We start from the raw sequence: 17,211 nt of genomic DNA, 5'->3' as shown, positions 1-17,211 counted from the left end.
AGGCAGCCAGCGCAACGTCCAACAATAGCGCAAGACGGCGCATTCCTCAACAAGCTCATGCCGGGCGGGCTGGCGCTGGCTGGCGATCTAGCTACCCATGCACACATGCTGGTGAACAGACTGACCCGTTTGTGCCTTTCCGTCAAGGGATGACGCGGCGTTTGGTGTGGAAATTGCCCGCTACAGCGCCTCAGACGGCGTACTGGCGGGTCCGGGTGATCGGACCCCACACCCCGAGTTGACGCGCCCGAGTCACCAGCGCGCTGTACTCGCTGGCCGGCACGGTCTGATCGCGGGTGAGGATGTAGCCGGAGAAGCCGGTCGGATCGCTGACGATCACCCACTGGTAGGCGGGGTCGTAGTCGAGGATCCAGTAGTTGCCGGGTTCTGAGGTGCCGGGCGTCATGCCGAAGAAGGCGACGTCCAACCGGGTGTTGGAGGCCGGGTTGACCGACACCGCGGTTCCCGTGATCTGACTCTTCGGGCCGTTGGGCGCGAAATAGTTACCCGAGTTCTGCACCCGCACCGAGCCGTCCGCGTTCAACGTGTAGACCGCGGTGGTGTTGACCAGCCCCCACGCGAACGGCAGCTTGACGCTGCCCTGCTCATACCAGGGCTGGCCGTCGGCGTACTGGGTGACGTCGACCGGCGGTGGGGAGGGCAGCGTCGCCGTACCCGCCTGCCCCATGACGATCGGTTGGTTCGGCACGTAGGTGCCGTCGTTGGGGCTGCCGTAGATGCCGTAAAGCGGATCGGTCGGCCCGCGGCCGGCGTAGATGTCGTTGATCCAGCCCGAGGCGAAGGTGCGCACCGCCGTCTTGGCGCCCGGCGGGGATGGTTTGACGATGATCGTGCTGAGCAACTCGCCGAGCCACGCGAACGGGTTGTCGCCGGCGATGACGTCGGTGTGCGAGCCGTTGTCGATCTGCACCCCGTAGAACTGGTTGCCGTAGAAGGCCTGCATCAATTCGGTGGCCACGCCGAAGGCGTTCCAGCGCTGGGGCGGTGCAGCGATCTGGTAGTCCGGGATGCCGGCGCCGGCCAGGGCGGTCAGCGAGTCGGTGAACAGCGGGTCGCGCGAGACGCCGTCGAACATCACCACGCCGAGCAGGTTGTCGACCTGGTCGGTTTGGGTGATCAGTGCACCGACGGCGGTGGCGAAGTTGCCGCCTGCCGAATGCCCGGTGAGCAGGAATTTGTCCGGGAGAGTGCCGCTCAGGCCCGCGGCGTTGGCGCTGATGTTCAGCGCCGAGCGGCTGCCCTGGAACATCTGCGCGACGGCCTCACGCATCTGCTCGCCGCCCAGGTAGCAGCCCGGGCACAGCGGGGTGTCGAACCAGAAGATGTCCGGGACGACCACGATGCTGTTGGTCTGTTGCGCCAGCTGCTGGGCCATGTCGCCGTACCAGTCGTTGAAGCCGAGGAACCCGTGCTGCAGCCAGATCACGCCGTTGGCTTGCACGGTGCCGTCGGCCTGGGTCGGGAAGTACCAGTCGGCCGGGGCGGCGTAGCCGTTCGGGCCGCACGGGATGTCGAGCACGGCATATCCGGTCCGCACCCCGGTGACCCCGTTGCCGACCGAGACGACGGGAGTGTTGGGGTCGAGCCCGTTGTCACCGCTGTTGACCGGCGGCGGCAGCGGGACGCCGAACAGTCCGGCGACGGTATCGACCAGTCCCTTGACGAGCCGGTTGACGAACCCCAGCTGGTTGGCCTGCGCCGCGGGCAATCCGACGGCGGCCGTGGGTCCCATGATCAGCTGCTGGTTGGCGGCGGGATAGAAGCCGTATTGCGGAGCCTCTGGGGTGGCGCCGGCGTACATGTCGTTGATCCAGCCGTTGCTCAGCGTGTAGACCGCCGCGGTGTTACCGGCCGGCACCCGCTGGGTCACCAGTTGCAGCACCGCATCGAAGAGCGGGTTCACCCCCAGCATTGAGTCGACGTGCGAGCCGTTCTGCAGCACGACGCCGATGAAGGAGCCGGGAAGCGTGGCACCGAGCACGTTCGTGGTCGCGCCGAAGAGGTTCCAGCTCTGCGCCGGTGCGGCGATCTGGTAGATCGGCTTGTTCGCTGCCGCGAGGTCGGCGACCTGACCGGCGAAGGATCCGTCCAGGGCCCCGTTGGACACCCCGTCGAACATCAGCACGCCGACCAGATCGTTCGGGTCGTACTGGGCGTCGTCGCCGCCCAGGTAATCGTCGGCGACCGCGGCCGCGAAGCCGCCGCCTGCCGAATGCCCGGCCAGCACGAACCGCTCCGGAAGGGCCGCCCCGGCGAAACCTGCCGTGACGGCGCTGCTCAGCAGCGTTGCGCGGTCGGGTCCGAGCAGTGCTGCCGCATCCCGCTGGGTGACCTGGCACGTGAGGCAGCCGCCCGAGAACGTGATCGGAAGAGAGGACAGCGTCGGTGACACCACGATGCTGTTGGTCTGCTGCGCCAGGTCCTTGGCCAGCGCCGAGTAGAAGGTGTTGGTGGCCCCGAACCCGTGCTGGAGCCAGATGACGCCCTGGGCGTCGACGGTGCCGTCGGCCTGGGTCGGGAAGTACCAGTCGGCGGCGACGGTGTTGCCGATGAACGCGCCGGGAAGGTCCAGCCGGGAGTGCCCGACCAGCACACCGGTGACGCCGTTGGTCGGCGCGACGGGCAGGGTGGTGGTCGTCGTGGCGCTCGCTGCCGTCGTGGTCGACGCGGTCTGGGTGCGGGTGGCCGACGCCATCATCGACAGCACGTCGAGGGCCGCGGCCATTGCCGCGCGGCGGGACGTGCCGAGGCCGGTCTTCGGCGCCGTTGCGACCGCGTCCTGGGGCGCCGCCTGCGCGACGCTGCGCGCCGCAGCCGCGGTGGGTGTCGGCCGGCCGAGCGGCACCTTCGCGGACCGCCGATCCTGCACGCCGTTCGCCTTCGCCGTCGACGAACGCTTGCTTCCCGCGGTGGGCTTGGCACTCGCCGACGAGGAGTTCGCCGACGCCTGCTGGCTGCCGGAGCCCCCCTCGTCGGCGTTGGCAACGCCCGCGCCGGTCAGTAGGGCCGCACTCAGGCCGGCGACCACCGCTCCGGTACCCAACAAGACCTGCCGCTGCGTCATCGCTGACCCGCCTCCCCGAAATTGACGATCGGGCAAAGGTACTCAGTGCCAGACCCGGTCGGGACGGAAATCCCATCCGCGGACCGGGATGTCATCGATTCGTCAGGCGGCGATGGACGTCGCTGCCGCCGCGGCTGGCTCGGTCGGCAGGACGATCGCGGCGGTGGGCCCCATGATGATGGGTTCCCCGGCCGTCCCGTAGAGCCCGTACTGCGGTGCGTCGGGGCCGGCGCCGACGTAGAAGTCGTTGATCCAGCCGGCGGCCAAGGTGTGTACCGCGGAGGCGTTACCGGGCGCGGACGGCCGGACGAAGATGGCGGCGAAGAAGTCGAAGAACGGGTCGGAGCCGATCACCGAGTCGGTGTGTGAGCCGTTGACGAGTTCGACGCCGACGAACTGATCTGGACGGTCTGCAATCAGGTCCGTGGTGGTTCGGCCGAAGGCGTTCCACGGCTGCGCGGGCGCGGCGATCTGGTAGACGGGAATGCCGTCGAGGGTGGTCAGCGCATCGGCCAGGTTCCCGTTGGCGACGCCGTCGTACATCACGATGCCCAGCAGATGGTTGTCGTCGCCGGGCGCCAGCGCTTTGAGGTAGTCACTGCCCGCCGCCACCGCCAGTCCCCCGCCCGCGGAGTGTCCGGTGAGCGTGAAGTCTTGCGGGAGGGTGCCCTGAAACCCGGCGTTGGCCGCGCTGATCGTCAGTGCGGCGCGGCCGCCGAGGAACAGGTCGGCCACCCCCTGCTGCATCGCGGGGTTGTTGATCGTGCAGGTCGGGCAGCCCAGCGGCGCGAATGACGGCAGCGTCGTCGCGACCACGATGCTGTTGGTCTGCTGCGCCAGCGACCGAGCCAGCACGGTGTAGAAGGACTTGGTCGCCAGGAATCCGTGCTGCAGATAGATGATGCCGTTGGCCTGCACCGAGCCGTCGGCCTGCGTCGGGAAGTACCAGTCCGCCGGCGCGTTGTAGGTCCGCGAGCCGACCTGGATGGTCAGCGTGGTGTTGCCGGTCCGCACACCGGTCACCCCGTTGGGGGTCGGCGACGTCACCGTCGACGGAGGCGTGGCAGGGCTGCCGGCCCCCGGGGTGACCGGCACCGAGGTGGGTGCACCGCCGAAGATCAGCGGCATGACGAGGGCGGTCCACTTCTTCATCAGCGTCTCGATCGGTCCGAGCTGGCTGGCCAGCGGTGTGGGCAGCACAACCGCGGAGGCGTTGCCCATGATGATCGGCTGGCCTGCGGCGCCGTAGATGCCGAACTGCGGGGCGTCGGGGCCGGCGCCGACGTAGAGGTCGTTGATCCAGCCCGCGCTGAGGGTGTCGACCGCGGAGGTGTTCCCCGGCGGCGAGCGCTTGGTGACCAGCTGGGCGAAGAAGTCGATGACCGGGTTGCTGCCGAGCATCGCGTCGACGTGCGACCCGTTGACCAGGACGACGCCGTCGAACTGATCGGGCCGCAGCGCCAGCAGCTCGTCGGTCGTGGTGCCGAAGGTGTTCCACATCTGGGCCGGCGCCGCGATCTGATAGACGGGAACGTCGAGGGTGTCCAAGCTGGCGATGGCCTGCGGCAGGGTGCTGTTCATGTTCACGCCGTCGTACATCACGACGCCGAGCAAATGGTTCTGGTCGCCGGGCGCCAGGGCGTCGACGTAGTAGCCGCCCACCGAGGACGACCACCCGCCGCCGGCGGAGTGTCCGGCGAGGATGAAGTCTTGCGGCAGCGCCCCCTGATACCCGGCCTGGCTGGCGCTGATCGTCAGTCCCGAGCGGTCGCCGAGGAACATCGTGGCGGCGGCCTTCTGCATCGGCACGCCGTAGAGCGTGCACCCACGACAGGTCAGCTGCGGGAACGACGGCAGCGTCGGCGCGACGACGATGGAGTTGGTCCGCTGAGCGAGCTGGGTGGCCAGCGCCGAATAGAACGCCTTGTCGGCCAGGAATCCGTGCTGCAGCCAGATGACGCCGTTGGCCTGCACCGAACCGTCGGCCTGGGTCGGGAAGTACCAGTCGGCCGGCGCGTTGAAGCCGCCGTTGACCGGGATCGTCAGCGTCGAGTGGCCGACCTTGACGCCGGTGACGCCGTTGGTGGCCGGCGGGCTGACGACCGCGGTCTGCGCGGGGCTGGACCCCGCGGCGGGTCGCGCGCTGGTGCCGGTCGCCGGCTGGGAAGTTGTGGCGATCGCCGGCGGCGGGGTGACGCCGAGCGCGGACAGCACGCTGGTCAACAGTTTGGCGGCCGGCCGGCCGGTGGTCTGCTGGCCGGCCGCGGCCTTCGGCGCTGCCTTGGCAGTCGGCTTCGGGGCGCGTGGGCCGGAGACGACGGCGGCGACCGCGACGCGGGGCTTGCCGGTCGTCGCGACCGACGACTTGGTCTGCGATGGTGCGGCCTGGGAGGTGGACGTGCCGGTCGAATGCTCTGGGCTGCCGCCGGTCTCGGCGGCCGCGGTGGCGCTACCGGTCAGCAGGCCCGCGCCGATTCCGGCGAAGACGGCAACCGCCCCCCACCAGACCCGCCGGTCGCGTAGCACCTAGCTGACCCCTCCTCGGCAATCGAGCAAACGGTATCCGAGCAAACGGCCGAGGCGGGGCGAATTGACCAAAGCGAAGGGCCCCAACCGCTTTCGGTTGGGGCCCTTCGCTTGATGCTTAGCTCAGGTCAGTTGCCGTCTTCGCCGGCGAACGTGTGCGACCGCAGCTTGTGGGTGCCGTCGAGGTCGTCGCGGATGGCTTCCTGGGCGGCCGGCGGCAGGGTGTGCAGGATCTGGCGCACCCGGTCCTGGCGGCGGTGCACCGCCTGGCGCTCCGGGATACCCGGGGTGACCGTCAGCTGCGGCGGCACGCCTTCGATCTCTTCGACACCACCGTCGTGGTGACCGGCGTCGACCATGGCCTGCTCTTCGGCCATCGTCGCCTCGTCCTTCTCCTCCGACATACCGATCGGACCGATCCGGCGGCCGTTGAGGAACTGACGCACCACCGGCTCCTCGGAGGTCAGCAGCACCTCACGCGGACCGAACATCACCAAGTGCTTGCGGAACAACATGCCGATGTTGTCGGGCACCGTACGGGCGATGTTGATGTTGTGCGTCACGATCAGGATCGTGGCGTCGATCTGCGCGTTGATGTCGATCAGCAGCTGGGACAGGTAGGCGGTACGCACCGGATCCAGACCCGAGTCGGGCTCGTCGCAGAGGATGATCTGCGGGTCGAGCACCAGCGACCGTGCCAAGCCGGCACGCTTGCGCATACCGCCGGAGATCTCACCGGGGAACTTGTTCTCGTCGCCACCCAAGCCGACCATGTCGAGCTTTTCCATGACGATCTGGCGGATCTCGGATTCCTTCTTCTTCGTGTGCTCACGAAGCGGGAAGGCGGTGTTGTCGAACAGGTTCATCGAGCCGAACAGCGCGCCGTCCTGGAACATGACGCCGAACAGCGTGCGGATCTCGTAGAGCTCCTTGGCCGAGCACTCGATGATGTTGGTGCCGTCGACGATGATCTTGCCGCGCTCCGGGCGCAGCAGGCCGATCAGCGACTTCAAGAACACAGACTTACCGGTACCCGACGGACCCAGCAGCACGCTGACCTCACCGGCGGGGATGTCGAGGGTCACGTCTTCCCAAATTCGCTGGGAACCGAACGACTTCGTCAGCCCCTCGACCTGAACAGCAATACCCACGCCAGATCCTTCCGCCCACACCGGTCAGCCACCGCCGCGATGGCCTGTGGTTTGAGTCACTGTAGCGCACGCGGATTGGCGCCACTGAGTTTGTGTACCTAGCCGTTATTGACGATCCCGGCAGCTTGTAGCCACGTCGTTGCCCGTACGGCGCGGGACAAGAAAATCCCCCGCGGGCGCGATGCCCGCGGGGGATTTCTGTGGAGCCAGACTTACTTGACGGTGACCGTCGCGCCGGCGGCCTCGAGCTTGGCCTTGGCGTCGTCGGCGGCCTCCTTGTTGACCTTCTCGAGCAGCGGCTTGGGAGCGCTGTCGACGAGGTCCTTGGCCTCCTTGAGGCCCAGGCCGGAGACGATCTCGCGGACGACCTTGATGACGCCGATCTTCTTGTCGCCGGCACCCTCGAGGATGACGTCGAACTCGGACTGCTCTTCGGCGGCCTCGGCGGGGGCGCCACCGGCGGCGGGGCCGGCAGCCGCGACGGCGACCGGAGCGGCGGCGGTGACGTCGAAGGTCTCCTCGAACACCTTCACGAACTCAGAGAGCTCGAGCAGGGTGAGCTCCTTGAAGGCGTCGATCAGTTCTTCGGTGGACAGCTTTGCCATGGTGATTCCTTATCTATCGGTTGGTGGTTGGTCTCAGGCGGCGGAGTCTTCGCCGGCCTTCTTCTCTTGCAGAGCTGCGGCCAGGCGGGCGACCTGGGACGCGGGCGCCACGAACAGCGCCGCGGCCTGGGACTGCTTCGCCTTCAGTGCGCCGGCGACGCGCGACAGCAGCACCTCGCGCGACTCCAGGTCGGCGATCTGCTCGACCTCGGACACGGACAGCGCCTTGCCGTCCATGTAGCCGCCCTTGATGACGAGCGCCTTGTTGTCCTTGGCGAACTTCTTGATCGCCTTGGCGGCGTCGACGGGCTCACCGCTGATGAATGCGATGGCGGTCGGGCCGGCGAACAGTTCGTCGAGACCCTCGATGCCGGCCTCGGACGCCGCACGCTTGACCAAGGTGTTCTTGGCGACGGTGTACGACGTGCCCGCGCCCAGCGACCTGCGCAGCTCGGCAAGGTTGGACACCGTCAGGCCGCGATATTCGGTGACGACGGTGGCCGTCGCCTCCTTGAACTTCTCGGCGATGTCGGCGACCGCGGTGGCCTTGTCAGCCTTGGCCATGCTTGCCTCCTCGTGATGGTTGGGACGTCCACCAACCGACGAGCGCAAAAGTCCTGGAATGCCGAACGCCCCGACACAGGACAGGTCGGGGCGTGCAAATGCCGCTGACAACAGCGGTCGAGCCTCGTCCTCCTGCGTGGGCCGCCCGGTGATCCGGGACCTTCAACCGATTGCTCGGTGACCGACGGTCTTCGGTGGAACCGGCAAAGAATAGCGTGCACTCGCGTGTATTCCTAATCGGCGAGCAGGCGCACAATCGCACAGATCGGACCTTCTGCGTGCGAGTCTGCGTCTGCTGGCGAGTTATGCACAGCGTCGCGGGCAGGCAGCACACCAGAATTCCGGTGAACCTCGACGCTACTTGGGTGAACGCCGCCGTCACCGCTTTGCTCGACCGCACTGGCGGCATCGCCACCACTGCGCAACTTCTGACGGTGATGACCCGCCAACAACTCGACGTGCAAGTCCGCAGGGGCGGATTGGTCCGCGTCTGGTACGGCGTTTACTCCCGAGCGATGCCGGACCTCGTCGGGCGTCTGGCCGCCTTGGACGTGTTCATGGGCCAATGGGCAGTGGCCTCAATGGGCACCGCCGCCGCACTGTATGGCTTCGACACCGAGAACACCGCCGCGATTCATGTCCTCGATCCGGGCATTCGTCTGCGCTCCACCGTCGGCCTGGTGGTCCATCAGCGGATCGGCGCGCCGGTGCAATGGGTCGCAGGCCGCCCGGCGACCTCTCCGGCGTGGACGGCCGTCGAGGTGGCGCGGCAGCTGAACCGGCCACGAGCACTGGCCACACTCGACGCGGCGCTGCACTCGCAGTGGTGCACGCCCGGCAATCTCGACCAGGCGGTAATCGCTCAACGCGGCCGACGAGGCATCAGAGCCGTCCGTGACCTTCTGCCATTCGCCGACGCGCGGTCGGAATCGGCAATGGAAAGCGAAGCACGGCTGGTCATGATCGACCATGGGCTGCCTGCTCCTGAGTTGCAATACACCATCAGCGCTCCCGGTGGGCAACGATGGCGGGTGGACTTCGCCTGGCCCGAGGCCCGCATTGCAGCCGAATACGAAAGCATCGAATGGCATGCTGGCCGCGCCGAAATGCTCAGGGATAAGGCGCGATTCGCAGGTGTGCAGGAGCTGGGCTGGACCGTCATACCCATCGTTGCCGACGATGTCCGTCGACGGCCGGCGCGCCTGGCCGAGCGAATCGCCATCCACCTCGCCCGGGCCGCGTGACCTCTACCGCGAGCAGACGCACAATCGCACAAAATTGCCCTCTGGCGTGCGAGTCTGCGTCTGCTCGCGCGCACTCAGTCACGCAGCAGCGCTGCCGCGCCGACCAGGCCGGCCTCCCCGCCCAGCGCAGCGGGCACCACCCGCAGTCCGCGCAGAAATTCCAGCCCGGCGAAGGTCCGCAACTCCTCGCGTATCGGGTCGAACAGCACCGGACCGGCCTTGGCCACGCCGCCGCCGAGGACCACGAGGTCCAGGTCGCACACGGCGCCCACCGAGGCGATCATCGCCGCGATCGCACGGGCTCCGCGACGAAATGCCTTCAGCGCCACGTCATTTCCCGACGCCGCGGCGTCGGCCAGCTCCTTGGCGTCGGCACCGGTCCAGCCCTGCGCTTGGGCCCATTGCGCCAGGTGAGGTCCGCTGGCGATCGCTTCGACGCAACCGCGTGCGCCGCAGATGCACGGCGGTCCGTCGGTGTCGACGATGACGTGACCGACGTGACCGGCGTTGCCGGTGCGCCCGTGATAGGGCATCCCGTCAAGGACGAGTCCGCCGCCGATGCCGGTCGACACCACCATGCCGAGCAGGAACGCCGCGCCCTGACCGGCGCCGCGCCAATGCTCCCCCAGCGCCATGCACAGGCCGTCGCCACCGAGGCGCACCGGCACGTCGGGCACTGCCGCGGCCACCCGGTCGACGACGGGAAAGTCACGCCAGGCCGCAATGTTGATGGGGCTGATCGTGCCGTCCGGCACGTGGATGGGGCCGGCCGAGGAGATGCCGACACCGTCGACGGCACCGCCGGCCTCCGCGAGGGTGTCGGTGATGGTGCGACGGGCCGCGGCCCACACCTGTTCGGGGTCCTCGGTGTGCGGGGTGGGCTGACGGGTCTCGTAGAGCAGTCGCCCGTCGGCGTCGACGAGTCCGGCGGCGATCTTCGTGCCGCCGATGTCGATCGCGAGTGTGCTCATCAATGCCTATGGATGTTGTCGGGCTGGCGTGGATCGCCAGGGTGTTCGTAGCCAGGCGCCAGCCACACCAGGTCGGCGTGCCGCGCACTGAGCCACATCCGGAACCGGCGACGCCGCGCCGCACCGAGCAGGTGCGCGGCGATCATCGGACGCACGTCGGCCAGGTCTGGCTCGCTGGCCACCCGCCAGCCACCGGTTCCGCCGAACTGAAGGAACCGCCGCGGGTTGCGCGCGTGGAAATCTGTGACGGTGTCGTCGTCGATCTCGACGTCGTCGGTGATGTGGGCGAACACCGCTCGGGCGATCGGATCCGCCAGGACAGCGGCGGCGATGCTGCCGATCTCCAGCCGCGCGGTCGAGTCGGGCAGCACGGCGTCCTCGTCCGGCGTCGACTCGGTGACGCCGACCCCGAGTACTTCGGCCTCGCGGGCCACCAGCTTCTCGGCAACGAGCAGTTGGGTGAGCCAGCGCCGCAACTGGCGTCCTTCGCTGGTGTGCGCCCGGGGCAGGGCCGCGACGTGGGGTGTGGCGCGCAGGGCGGCCTCGCGGGCGTCGACCTCACCGACGTCGACGTTCACCCCGGCGACGGTTGCGGCCACGGTCATCGGACCGTCACCGCCACCGCCGGTGTGTAGAGCAACCGGCCCGCACATCCGATCCGGATCAACGCCCACCACCGCCCGCGTTTGGTCCAGGGCGGCGGCGCGATGTCGAAGGCGACCTCGACCTCGGATCGCGCACCGACGACCGCCCCGCACGCAGCCGGGCCGATCCACTCCCACGTCCCCCACGGGCTGATCAGGTGGGCTTCCAGGGACAGCTCGGTGTGGGCGGCGCTGCCGACGGTGACAGCCAGGCGGGCGCGCTCCCCTGCCGCGACGACGATGTCGGACGGCTCGGTCACCAGCCGCACCAGGGTGCCGGGTGCGCCGACCGAGACGACGCACACGTCTTCGGCAGCCTGCTTCCACGCCACCGGCACATCCCCGGACAGGGTGAGCTGCGCGCGAATCGGGTGGTCGCCGGGCTCCGCGTCGGTCGGCACGGTGACGACGATCTCGGCTTCCCGGTGGTGGCCGGTGGGCAGCTCGAACGGCAACAGGTCGGGTTCGACGGTCCAGCCGCGCGGGCCACGCAGCCGCACCTGCCCGGCCAGCGTGGCGTCGCTGCAGTCACTGGCGGCGGTCAGTCGCAACCGCACCTGCTGCCCGGCCTCGGCTGTGATCGCGTCGGGGTGCAGATGCGCCACCGCGGGCAGTCCGCCCAGCGGGGCGGGACCGCGGTTGTGCAACCAATACCGGGCGTAGAGCGGCTGGGCGGACTCGGCCTCGGGAGCCAGCGCGGCGCCGTCGGCATCGAGCACGGTGTGGACATTCAGCCGGGCCAGCAGGGTGGCGATCTGATATCCGTGCAGCCGCAGCGGTGCCTCACCTGCGCCGCGTGCGGTTTCCAGCAGGTTCGCTGACACCACCGACGACACCGCACCGACATCGGAGGACAACGCGACTTCGTTTGTGGCGCCGCGTGTTTCGACCAGCCGGATAGTGACGTCCTCGGGATCGACGGCGGCCGAGCTTCCGGTGGCGGTCGGGTTGCCGCCGATCTTGAGGGCGGCAAGGTGCAGCGCCCCGGCCGGTTCGACACGCAACAGTGAGCCGTCGGCGGGCAGCGCCCCCACTGCGTCGTCGGCCACCACGCACGCCAGCGGATGGTTGAATTCCGCACTGCGCAAGGGCATTTCGCACGAGCGCCAATCACCGGCCCCGGACACCAGCGCGAAGTCGAAGGTGTGGGTCCAATGCTGTAGCTGGAAGTTGGACCCGTCGGGCATCGTGCGTCGTGGCGGATCAATCCATACGCCTGACGGCCAGCCGGTGCACGAGCGCATCAGCGATGTGTGCAGTGTCTGGTCGGGTTCCACCGCGAATCCCGGCACGCCGCGGTTGAGCAGGGCGATGGTGCGCGACTCGAACCCGTCCACACCCGACGGCGCCTGCTGCGCGACGTCGATCTGCGCGTCGTCGAGGTCGTCGACCACGGCGGCGACGGCCCCGTCGCCGGCGACGATCAGCACCGCCATGTCGAGCACACCGCGCAGGTCGGCATCGGGCTGCCATACCGCGGTCAATGATGTCCTCGCCGGCACCCACACCCGCGCCTGTCCGGCGCCCACCAGTTGCCGCTTCAACTCGGCGGTGTACGCGGCGTCGGCAGCGGCGAGAACCGCAGCGGTGAACGGGTTCTCGTCAGGGCCGCCCAACGCGATTCGGGCATCCGGCAGGTTGGAGTCGACGTCGAGGTGGCCATACCGCGGGTGCTCGGCGCTACTGCACGTCGCGGTCACCCCGGCCCGCACCAACGCGACCATCAGCTCACGCGCCCCGGACGTGGTCTCGGCCGGTACCACCACTTCGGCCACCGACACCGCACGCACCTCCGCGCCGACGCGGACGCGGGCTGCCGAGGACAGTCCGAACCACCCGTGCGCCGGATTATCCAGTGTCCATGGATGTTTGGCGGAGTCGACGGCGCGGTCCTCCCCTGAGGCGTGGTCGTGCAGCAGGCCGTACCCGCGGCCGATCACCGCGTCACCGACCTCGCTCACCGGCAGCGCGCCCGGCACCGGGCAGGGCCAGCGCAGCCGCACCAGCCGGTCGGCGCCGGTAAACTCGTCGATTGTGGTGCTGGTGTCCACCCGGTCGATGCCGTGCCACAGGGTCAGCACCTGCGTGTAGTGCAGCAGGTCGCCGATCCGCCCGGTCACCACCAGCCGCTCGCCAACCGGGCTGCGATACGCCTGCACCGAATCGGCAACCGCCGCAGACGAACACGTCACCGGCCCGGCGGGCAGCAGATGCCACGGCCCCTCCCCTGCCTGCGGGTGGGCCGGGTATTCCTCATAGACGGCCAGCTCGTTGCCGACCCGCCCCTCGGCGATCAGCTCGCGATCGACGGCCAGCTCGACCAGCGACACCACGGCGCCGCCGCGAGCCGGGTCCACCCGCAGCCGGTGGAACCCATTGGCGATCTCGAACCCGTCAATGGCGTGCCACCTGGTCGGTTCGTCGGCGGCGACCACCCGGTAGCTGCGCCAGCCCAACGAGTCGACGCCGTCGGCTCGCCAGCTCACTCGGTGACCGTCGTCGGAGACCACGGCGGGACTCGACACCCCGGCCGAATCCACCACCGTGGCACCGGCACCGAGCGGCGTCGACAACTCGACGGTCACCATGTCGGTTCGCTTGTGCGCCAACGGGTTCCATACCACCAGCGAGCCGGGTTCGGATGCGGCGGCGCGTGACAGCAGCTGCAGGGCTCCCGCCCGCGCGGCCGTTCCGAGCTCCCATGCGTCGCGCCAGCTGGTCAACAGGTCGAGGTACACCTGATCGGACTCCGAACCGGTGATGCCGTCGTGGTGGGCGCCGTACGCCAGCTGCACCCACGCCTTCGCCAGCGCGGCCTCCGGATAGTGCGCGCCGGAGAGCAGGGCGGCGAATACCGCGAACCGTTCGGCGCCCAGCACGGCGTCCTCGGCGGCGCGGTTGGCCTGTTTGGTGTCGATGTAGGAGACGTCTTTCCCGGTATAGATCGGGTTCATGTCGCGGGTTTGCGGCGAGGGCGCGATCCCACGCTCAGCGGTCTCCGCGCGCACGGCGGCGAAGAACTCCGACGGCAGTGCGCACACGAACCGCGGCCACGTGTAGCGGGAATTCCAGTCGCGGTGAATTTCGGTGACCCAGGTGTTGGGCGGGGTGTAGTCGGTGCCGACCGGCAGCAAGACGTTGCGGGTCAGCGCCACCGATTTCAGTTGGGCGAACAGGTGATAGGTGGCCTGCTCGGCTTCGGCGAGCGACGCCGCGGAATCCATCCACCAGCCGGCCGAATAGTGCGCAGGCATGTAATGAGTGAGCAGGCCGAGCCCCGAGGGTGCGATCCACTCGAACTCGCTGCGGAACTGCATGCGCCGCGGGTCGCCGTCACCGGCCATCGGCCCCCACTGGTGGTGTGGGCCGCGGGCCCACGAGCTCGAGGTCAGTCCGGCGTCGGCGGCCATTCCGGGGAACTGCGGGTCGTGGCCGAACACGTCGAGCTGCCACGCGGTGGCCGGTGAGGCTCCCAGGATGTCGCGTTGATACCCGACGCCGTGCACGAAGTTGCGGATCGCGGTCTCGGCGCCAACGAGGTTGGTGTTGGGTTCGTTATAGGTCCCGCCCATCACCTCGACGCGGCCGTCGGCGATGAACCGGCGCAGATCGGCGCGGTCCTCCGGGTGGGTGTCGAAATACGGCTTGAGATAGTCGACTTCGGCGAGCACGAACTTGTAATCCGGGTCGCGGCGCGCCATTTCGAGGTGGGCGGCGACCAACGCGAATCCATTGTTCTGCCGGGCCCGTCCGGGCGGCTCCTCGGTCCACTGGCTGGTGTAGGCGCCCTGGGTGTTCCACCACACCGGGTCGTAGTGGAAGTGGCTGATCATGTACATGGTCCAGCCGGGTTCGGCGACCGTGAGCTCGAAGGGGAACTCGGCGTCGTCGCCGACCGCGCGAGCCGGCCACCGCTGGCCATACACCGGCCGTTCAATCCGAACCGGTACCTCGGCCACCCCGTCGCCGGGCGGCACTGTCAGCCCGTCGCACTGCAGCCCGTCACCCACGATCCGCACGGTTCCGGCACCGCTGTAGCCGACACGGACCACCTGAAGCGGCGCATCGGGCGGCCCGACGAAAAGCTCCGTCGACTCCGCGGAGGTTATCCGCACGCGAGCAATGTACGGCCCAACCATCCCTCAGCGGAGCGACACGTCGATCACCAGCGGCCGATGGTCCGAGATCGGCAGCACCGGCGTGCACGCTTCGGAGGCCACCAGTCCGTCGTGGTCGGTGAGGATGTGGTCGAGCTGGCGGTCGGGGCAGTGCAGCGGGAACGTCGGCGCGGCGGCCAGCGAGCGCAGCCCGGTGCGGCGGCTCGGCGCGGGCGCGGACATGTTGAGGTCGCCCATCAGCACCCGCGGACCGGGCAGACCGCGCAGGTCACGCGTGAGCCGCCGCAGTTGCACGCGATTCCACCCCGGCACGAAGGACAGGTGGGTGTTGGCCACGGTCATCACTCCGAGCGGGGTGTCCAGCTGGGCGAGCATCGCCGCGCGCGGCTCCTCGTGGACGACCTGCACCCGGTTGGGGCCGGGCAGATACATCGGGAACCGCATCGGGATCCGGGGCAACCGCAGCACCTGCCAGGAGACCGCCGGATACCGCGACAGCAGCGCGATGCCGTAGGCGGCGGTGCCCGGTTGCTCACTGCCGGTGGCGGCCATCCACGTCGCCCCCGGCGTGCCGGAGATCGCGGCGACGAATCGGTGCGCCACCGCCCCCATCGCCGCCGCCGCGATCGCGGTGAGGTCGGCCAATGAGGAGCGCGGCTGGTCGCAGTCCACCTCCTGCAGGGCCAACACATCGGGGTTCAGCCGGTGGATGCACTCGGACAACCGCTCCAGATTGACCTGCCCGTCATCCAAGCTGCGACCGTGCAAGATGTTGAAGGTGGCCATCCGCATGGGTACCAGGTACCCGTGCAAGCCCGGAATGAAGACCTTCGCTCGGCATTGCGTCGCGCTGCGGCGGCGATGAAAGCTGACGGTCCGGACTTCGCACTGGCCGGCAGCTACGCGTTGTGGGTGTACGGCGCGCCCGAGCCGGTGCACGACGTGGATTTCGTGGTCGCGGAGTCCGAGGTGGAGTTGGCCGCCAAGAGCCTCGCCGATGCCGGCTTCACGATCGAGCGTCCGCCCGAGGACTGGTTGTTCAAGGCGTGCGTCGGCGGCGAGTTCGTCATCGATGTGCTGCATCGCCTCAACGGGGTTCCGGTCGACGCGACGACGCTCGAGTGCGCGGTGCCGCACGACGTTTTGGCGATCTCGATGCGGGTGCTGCCACCGACCTACGTGATCACCGAGAAACTGTGTTCGCTCAACGAGCACCACTGCGATTTCGCGTCGCTGCTGCCGTCGGTGCGCGCAGTGCGCGAGCAGGTTGATTGGGACAGCGTCCGCGCCGACACCGCGCACAACGATTTCGCCGTGGCCTTCCTGGTGCTCACCGATCGCCTAGGCATCACCGCCTGACGGCTTCGGCCAGCAGTGCCGACATCGATCGCGCGCCGTCGGCGACCTCGTCGGGTTCGAGCACCTCGAAGGCGACGCCGGGCATCGCGAGATACAGCACCAGGGCCTCGGGGTCATCGGCGCCGGTGACGACGACGCAGGTGCCGGGACCGTCATCTTCGATGGTCACTGTGGTGGGTGAGAAGTGCTGGGCCATAACCTCTTTGGCGGCGTGGTAGCGGACTCTGGCGACGTAACGATAGGGCGAGGTGGTGATCGCGCGACGGACGTAGGCGGCGGCGTCGGGCGCTTCCCGCGCCGTGAAGGTGCTTCCTTTCGCCTGCACCTGGGCCATCCGATCCAGCCGCAGGCTGCGCCAGTCCTCGCGGTCGCGGTCGTAGGCCAGCAGGTACCACCGCCGCCCGGTCGTCACGAGTTGATAGGGCTCCAGCCGCCGACTGGTCGCGGCGCCGGCCCGGTCGACGTAGTCAACTGCGACGTGTTCGCGGTCGCGGCAGGCACGCGCCAGCGTCATCAGGATTTCGGGGTCGACGGGCGATTCGGCATCGCGGGTCAGCGTGACGGTCGCGTCGTGGACGGCGGCGACCTGGGAGCGCAGCCGCGAAGGCATGACCTGGTCGAGCTTGGTCAGCGCGCGCAGTGCGGCCTCGCCGACACCGGCGACGCTGCCGCCGGCGGCCAGTCTCAGGCACACGGCCATGGCGACGGCCTCGTCGGAGTCGAGCAGCAGCGGCGGCAGCGCGGCACCCGCGCCGAGCTGGTAGCCGCCGCCGTGGCCGGTGCTGGCGTGGACGGGATATCCGAGGTCGCGCAACCGTTCGACGTCGCGGCGCACGCTGCGGGCGGTCACCCCGAGTCGCTCAGCCAGCTCCGGGCCGGACCACACCCGCCTGGACTGCAACAGGCCGAGAAGCTGCAGCACCCGACTCGTTGTCTGCGACATG

The 17,211-nt window shown here is 68.9% G+C and carries 12 protein-coding genes; 2 read left to right on the top strand and 10 right to left on the bottom strand.

The features are described 5' to 3' along the window. Positions 1–190: 190 nt before the first annotated feature. The 5 genes from K0O64_RS04915 to rplJ all read right to left on the bottom strand — a co-directional run bounded on the left by K0O64_RS04915 (position 191) and on the right by rplJ (position 7,931). Entirely contained in the window at positions 191–3,085 is a 2,895-nt protein-coding gene (locus tag K0O64_RS04915; protein ID WP_220046167.1) for a lipocalin family protein, read from the bottom strand. A 102-nt stretch (positions 3,086–3,187) separates the two neighbouring features. Beyond that, the gene (locus K0O64_RS04910) at positions 3,188–5,611 is read right to left on the bottom strand and encodes a hypothetical protein (RefSeq protein WP_220046166.1); all 2,424 of its coding nucleotides are present in this window, start codon (positions 5,609–5,611) and stop codon (positions 3,188–3,190) included. Between the two features lie 128 nt (positions 5,612–5,739). Continuing rightward, positions 5,740–6,762, bottom strand: coding sequence for an ABC transporter ATP-binding protein (locus K0O64_RS04905; protein WP_071947520.1), 1,023 nt, complete (start codon positions 6,760–6,762; stop codon positions 5,740–5,742). Between the two features lie 212 nt (positions 6,763–6,974). Then, a complete protein-coding gene (gene rplL / locus K0O64_RS04900; protein ID WP_047329059.1) occupies positions 6,975–7,367 on the bottom strand; it encodes a 50S ribosomal protein L7/L12 in 393 nt (130 codons plus the stop codon). A 33-nt stretch (positions 7,368–7,400) separates the two neighbouring features. After that, a complete protein-coding gene (gene rplJ, locus K0O64_RS04895) occupies positions 7,401–7,931 on the bottom strand; it encodes a 50S ribosomal protein L10 (RefSeq protein ID WP_220046165.1) in 531 nt (176 codons plus the stop codon). A 305-nt stretch (positions 7,932–8,236) separates the two neighbouring features. On the opposite strand from rplJ, the gene K0O64_RS04890 reads away from it, so the two are divergent. After that, entirely contained in the window at positions 8,237–9,175 is a 939-nt protein-coding gene (locus K0O64_RS04890) for a type IV toxin-antitoxin system AbiEi family antitoxin (protein WP_225933630.1), read from the top strand. Positions 9,176–9,249: 74 nt separating this feature from the next. Here the strand turns inward: K0O64_RS04890 and K0O64_RS04885 are convergent, their stop codons facing one another. From K0O64_RS04885 to K0O64_RS04870, 4 genes are read right to left on the bottom strand one after another with little or no spacing between them, the layout of a single operon-like run. Next, complete coding sequence (locus K0O64_RS04885) at positions 9,250–10,146, bottom strand: ROK family protein (protein WP_220046164.1); 897 nt, start codon at positions 10,144–10,146, stop codon at positions 9,250–9,252. Further along, positions 10,146–10,751, bottom strand: a complete 606-nt coding sequence (locus tag K0O64_RS04880) for a DUF7158 domain-containing protein (protein WP_220046163.1) — start codon at positions 10,749–10,751, stop codon at positions 10,146–10,148. The genes K0O64_RS04885 and K0O64_RS04880 overlap by 1 nt, the downstream gene beginning before the upstream one ends. After that, the gene (locus tag K0O64_RS04875) at positions 10,748–14,905 is read right to left on the bottom strand and encodes a glycoside hydrolase family 38 N-terminal domain-containing protein (RefSeq protein WP_220046162.1); all 4,158 of its coding nucleotides are present in this window, start codon (positions 14,903–14,905) and stop codon (positions 10,748–10,750) included. Before K0O64_RS04875 ends, K0O64_RS04880 begins: the two co-directional genes overlap by 4 nt. Before the next feature lie 27 nt (positions 14,906–14,932). Continuing rightward, positions 14,933–15,700: an endonuclease/exonuclease/phosphatase family protein gene (locus K0O64_RS04870; RefSeq protein WP_220046161.1), complete on the bottom strand. Its 768-nt coding sequence runs from the start codon at positions 15,698–15,700 to the stop codon at positions 14,933–14,935. Between the two features lie 15 nt (positions 15,701–15,715). On the opposite strand from K0O64_RS04870, the gene K0O64_RS04865 reads away from it, so the two are divergent. Next, positions 15,716–16,267, top strand: coding sequence for a nucleotidyltransferase family protein (locus tag K0O64_RS04865; protein WP_220046160.1), 552 nt, complete (start codon positions 15,716–15,718; stop codon positions 16,265–16,267). Here K0O64_RS04865 and K0O64_RS04860 read toward each other — a convergent pair. Next, entirely contained in the window at positions 16,257–17,210 is a 954-nt protein-coding gene (locus K0O64_RS04860; RefSeq protein ID WP_220046159.1) for a helix-turn-helix transcriptional regulator, read from the bottom strand. The genes K0O64_RS04865 and K0O64_RS04860 overlap by 11 nt on opposite strands. Between the last annotated feature and the right edge of the window lies 1 nt (position 17,211).

Source organism: Mycolicibacterium pallens (genome assembly GCF_019456675.1).
In the GTDB taxonomy this organism is placed as follows: Bacteria; Actinomycetota; Actinomycetes; order Mycobacteriales; family Mycobacteriaceae; genus Mycobacterium; species Mycobacterium crocinum.
This window is presented reverse-complemented; position numbering and strand designations above follow the sequence as displayed.

What these genes read in the sequence shown, in the direction of transcription:
- rplL (WP_047329059.1), bottom strand. Translation starts at nt 7,367, where the DNA reads ATGGCAAAGCTGTCCACCGAAGAACTGATCGACGCCTTCAAGGAGCTC.
- rplJ (WP_220046165.1), bottom strand. Translation starts at nt 7,931, where the DNA reads ATGGCCAAGGCTGACAAGGCCACCGCGGTCGCCGACATCGCCGAGAAG.
- K0O64_RS04880 (WP_220046163.1), bottom strand. Translation starts at nt 10,751, where the DNA reads ATGACCGTGGCCGCAACCGTCGCCGGGGTGAACGTCGACGTCGGTGAG.
- K0O64_RS04890 (WP_225933630.1), top strand. Translation starts at nt 8,237, where the DNA reads ATGCACAGCGTCGCGGGCAGGCAGCACACCAGAATTCCGGTGAACCTC.
- K0O64_RS04870 (WP_220046161.1), bottom strand. Translation starts at nt 15,700, where the DNA reads ATGCGGATGGCCACCTTCAACATCTTGCACGGTCGCAGCTTGGATGAC.
- K0O64_RS04885 (WP_220046164.1), bottom strand. Translation starts at nt 10,146, where the DNA reads ATGAGCACACTCGCGATCGACATCGGCGGCACGAAGATCGCCGCCGGA.
- K0O64_RS04860 (WP_220046159.1), bottom strand. Translation starts at nt 17,210, where the DNA reads ATGTCGCAGACAACGAGTCGGGTGCTGCAGCTTCTCGGCCTGTTGCAG.
- K0O64_RS04915 (WP_220046167.1), bottom strand. Translation starts at nt 3,085, where the DNA reads ATGACGCAGCGGCAGGTCTTGTTGGGTACCGGAGCGGTGGTCGCCGGC.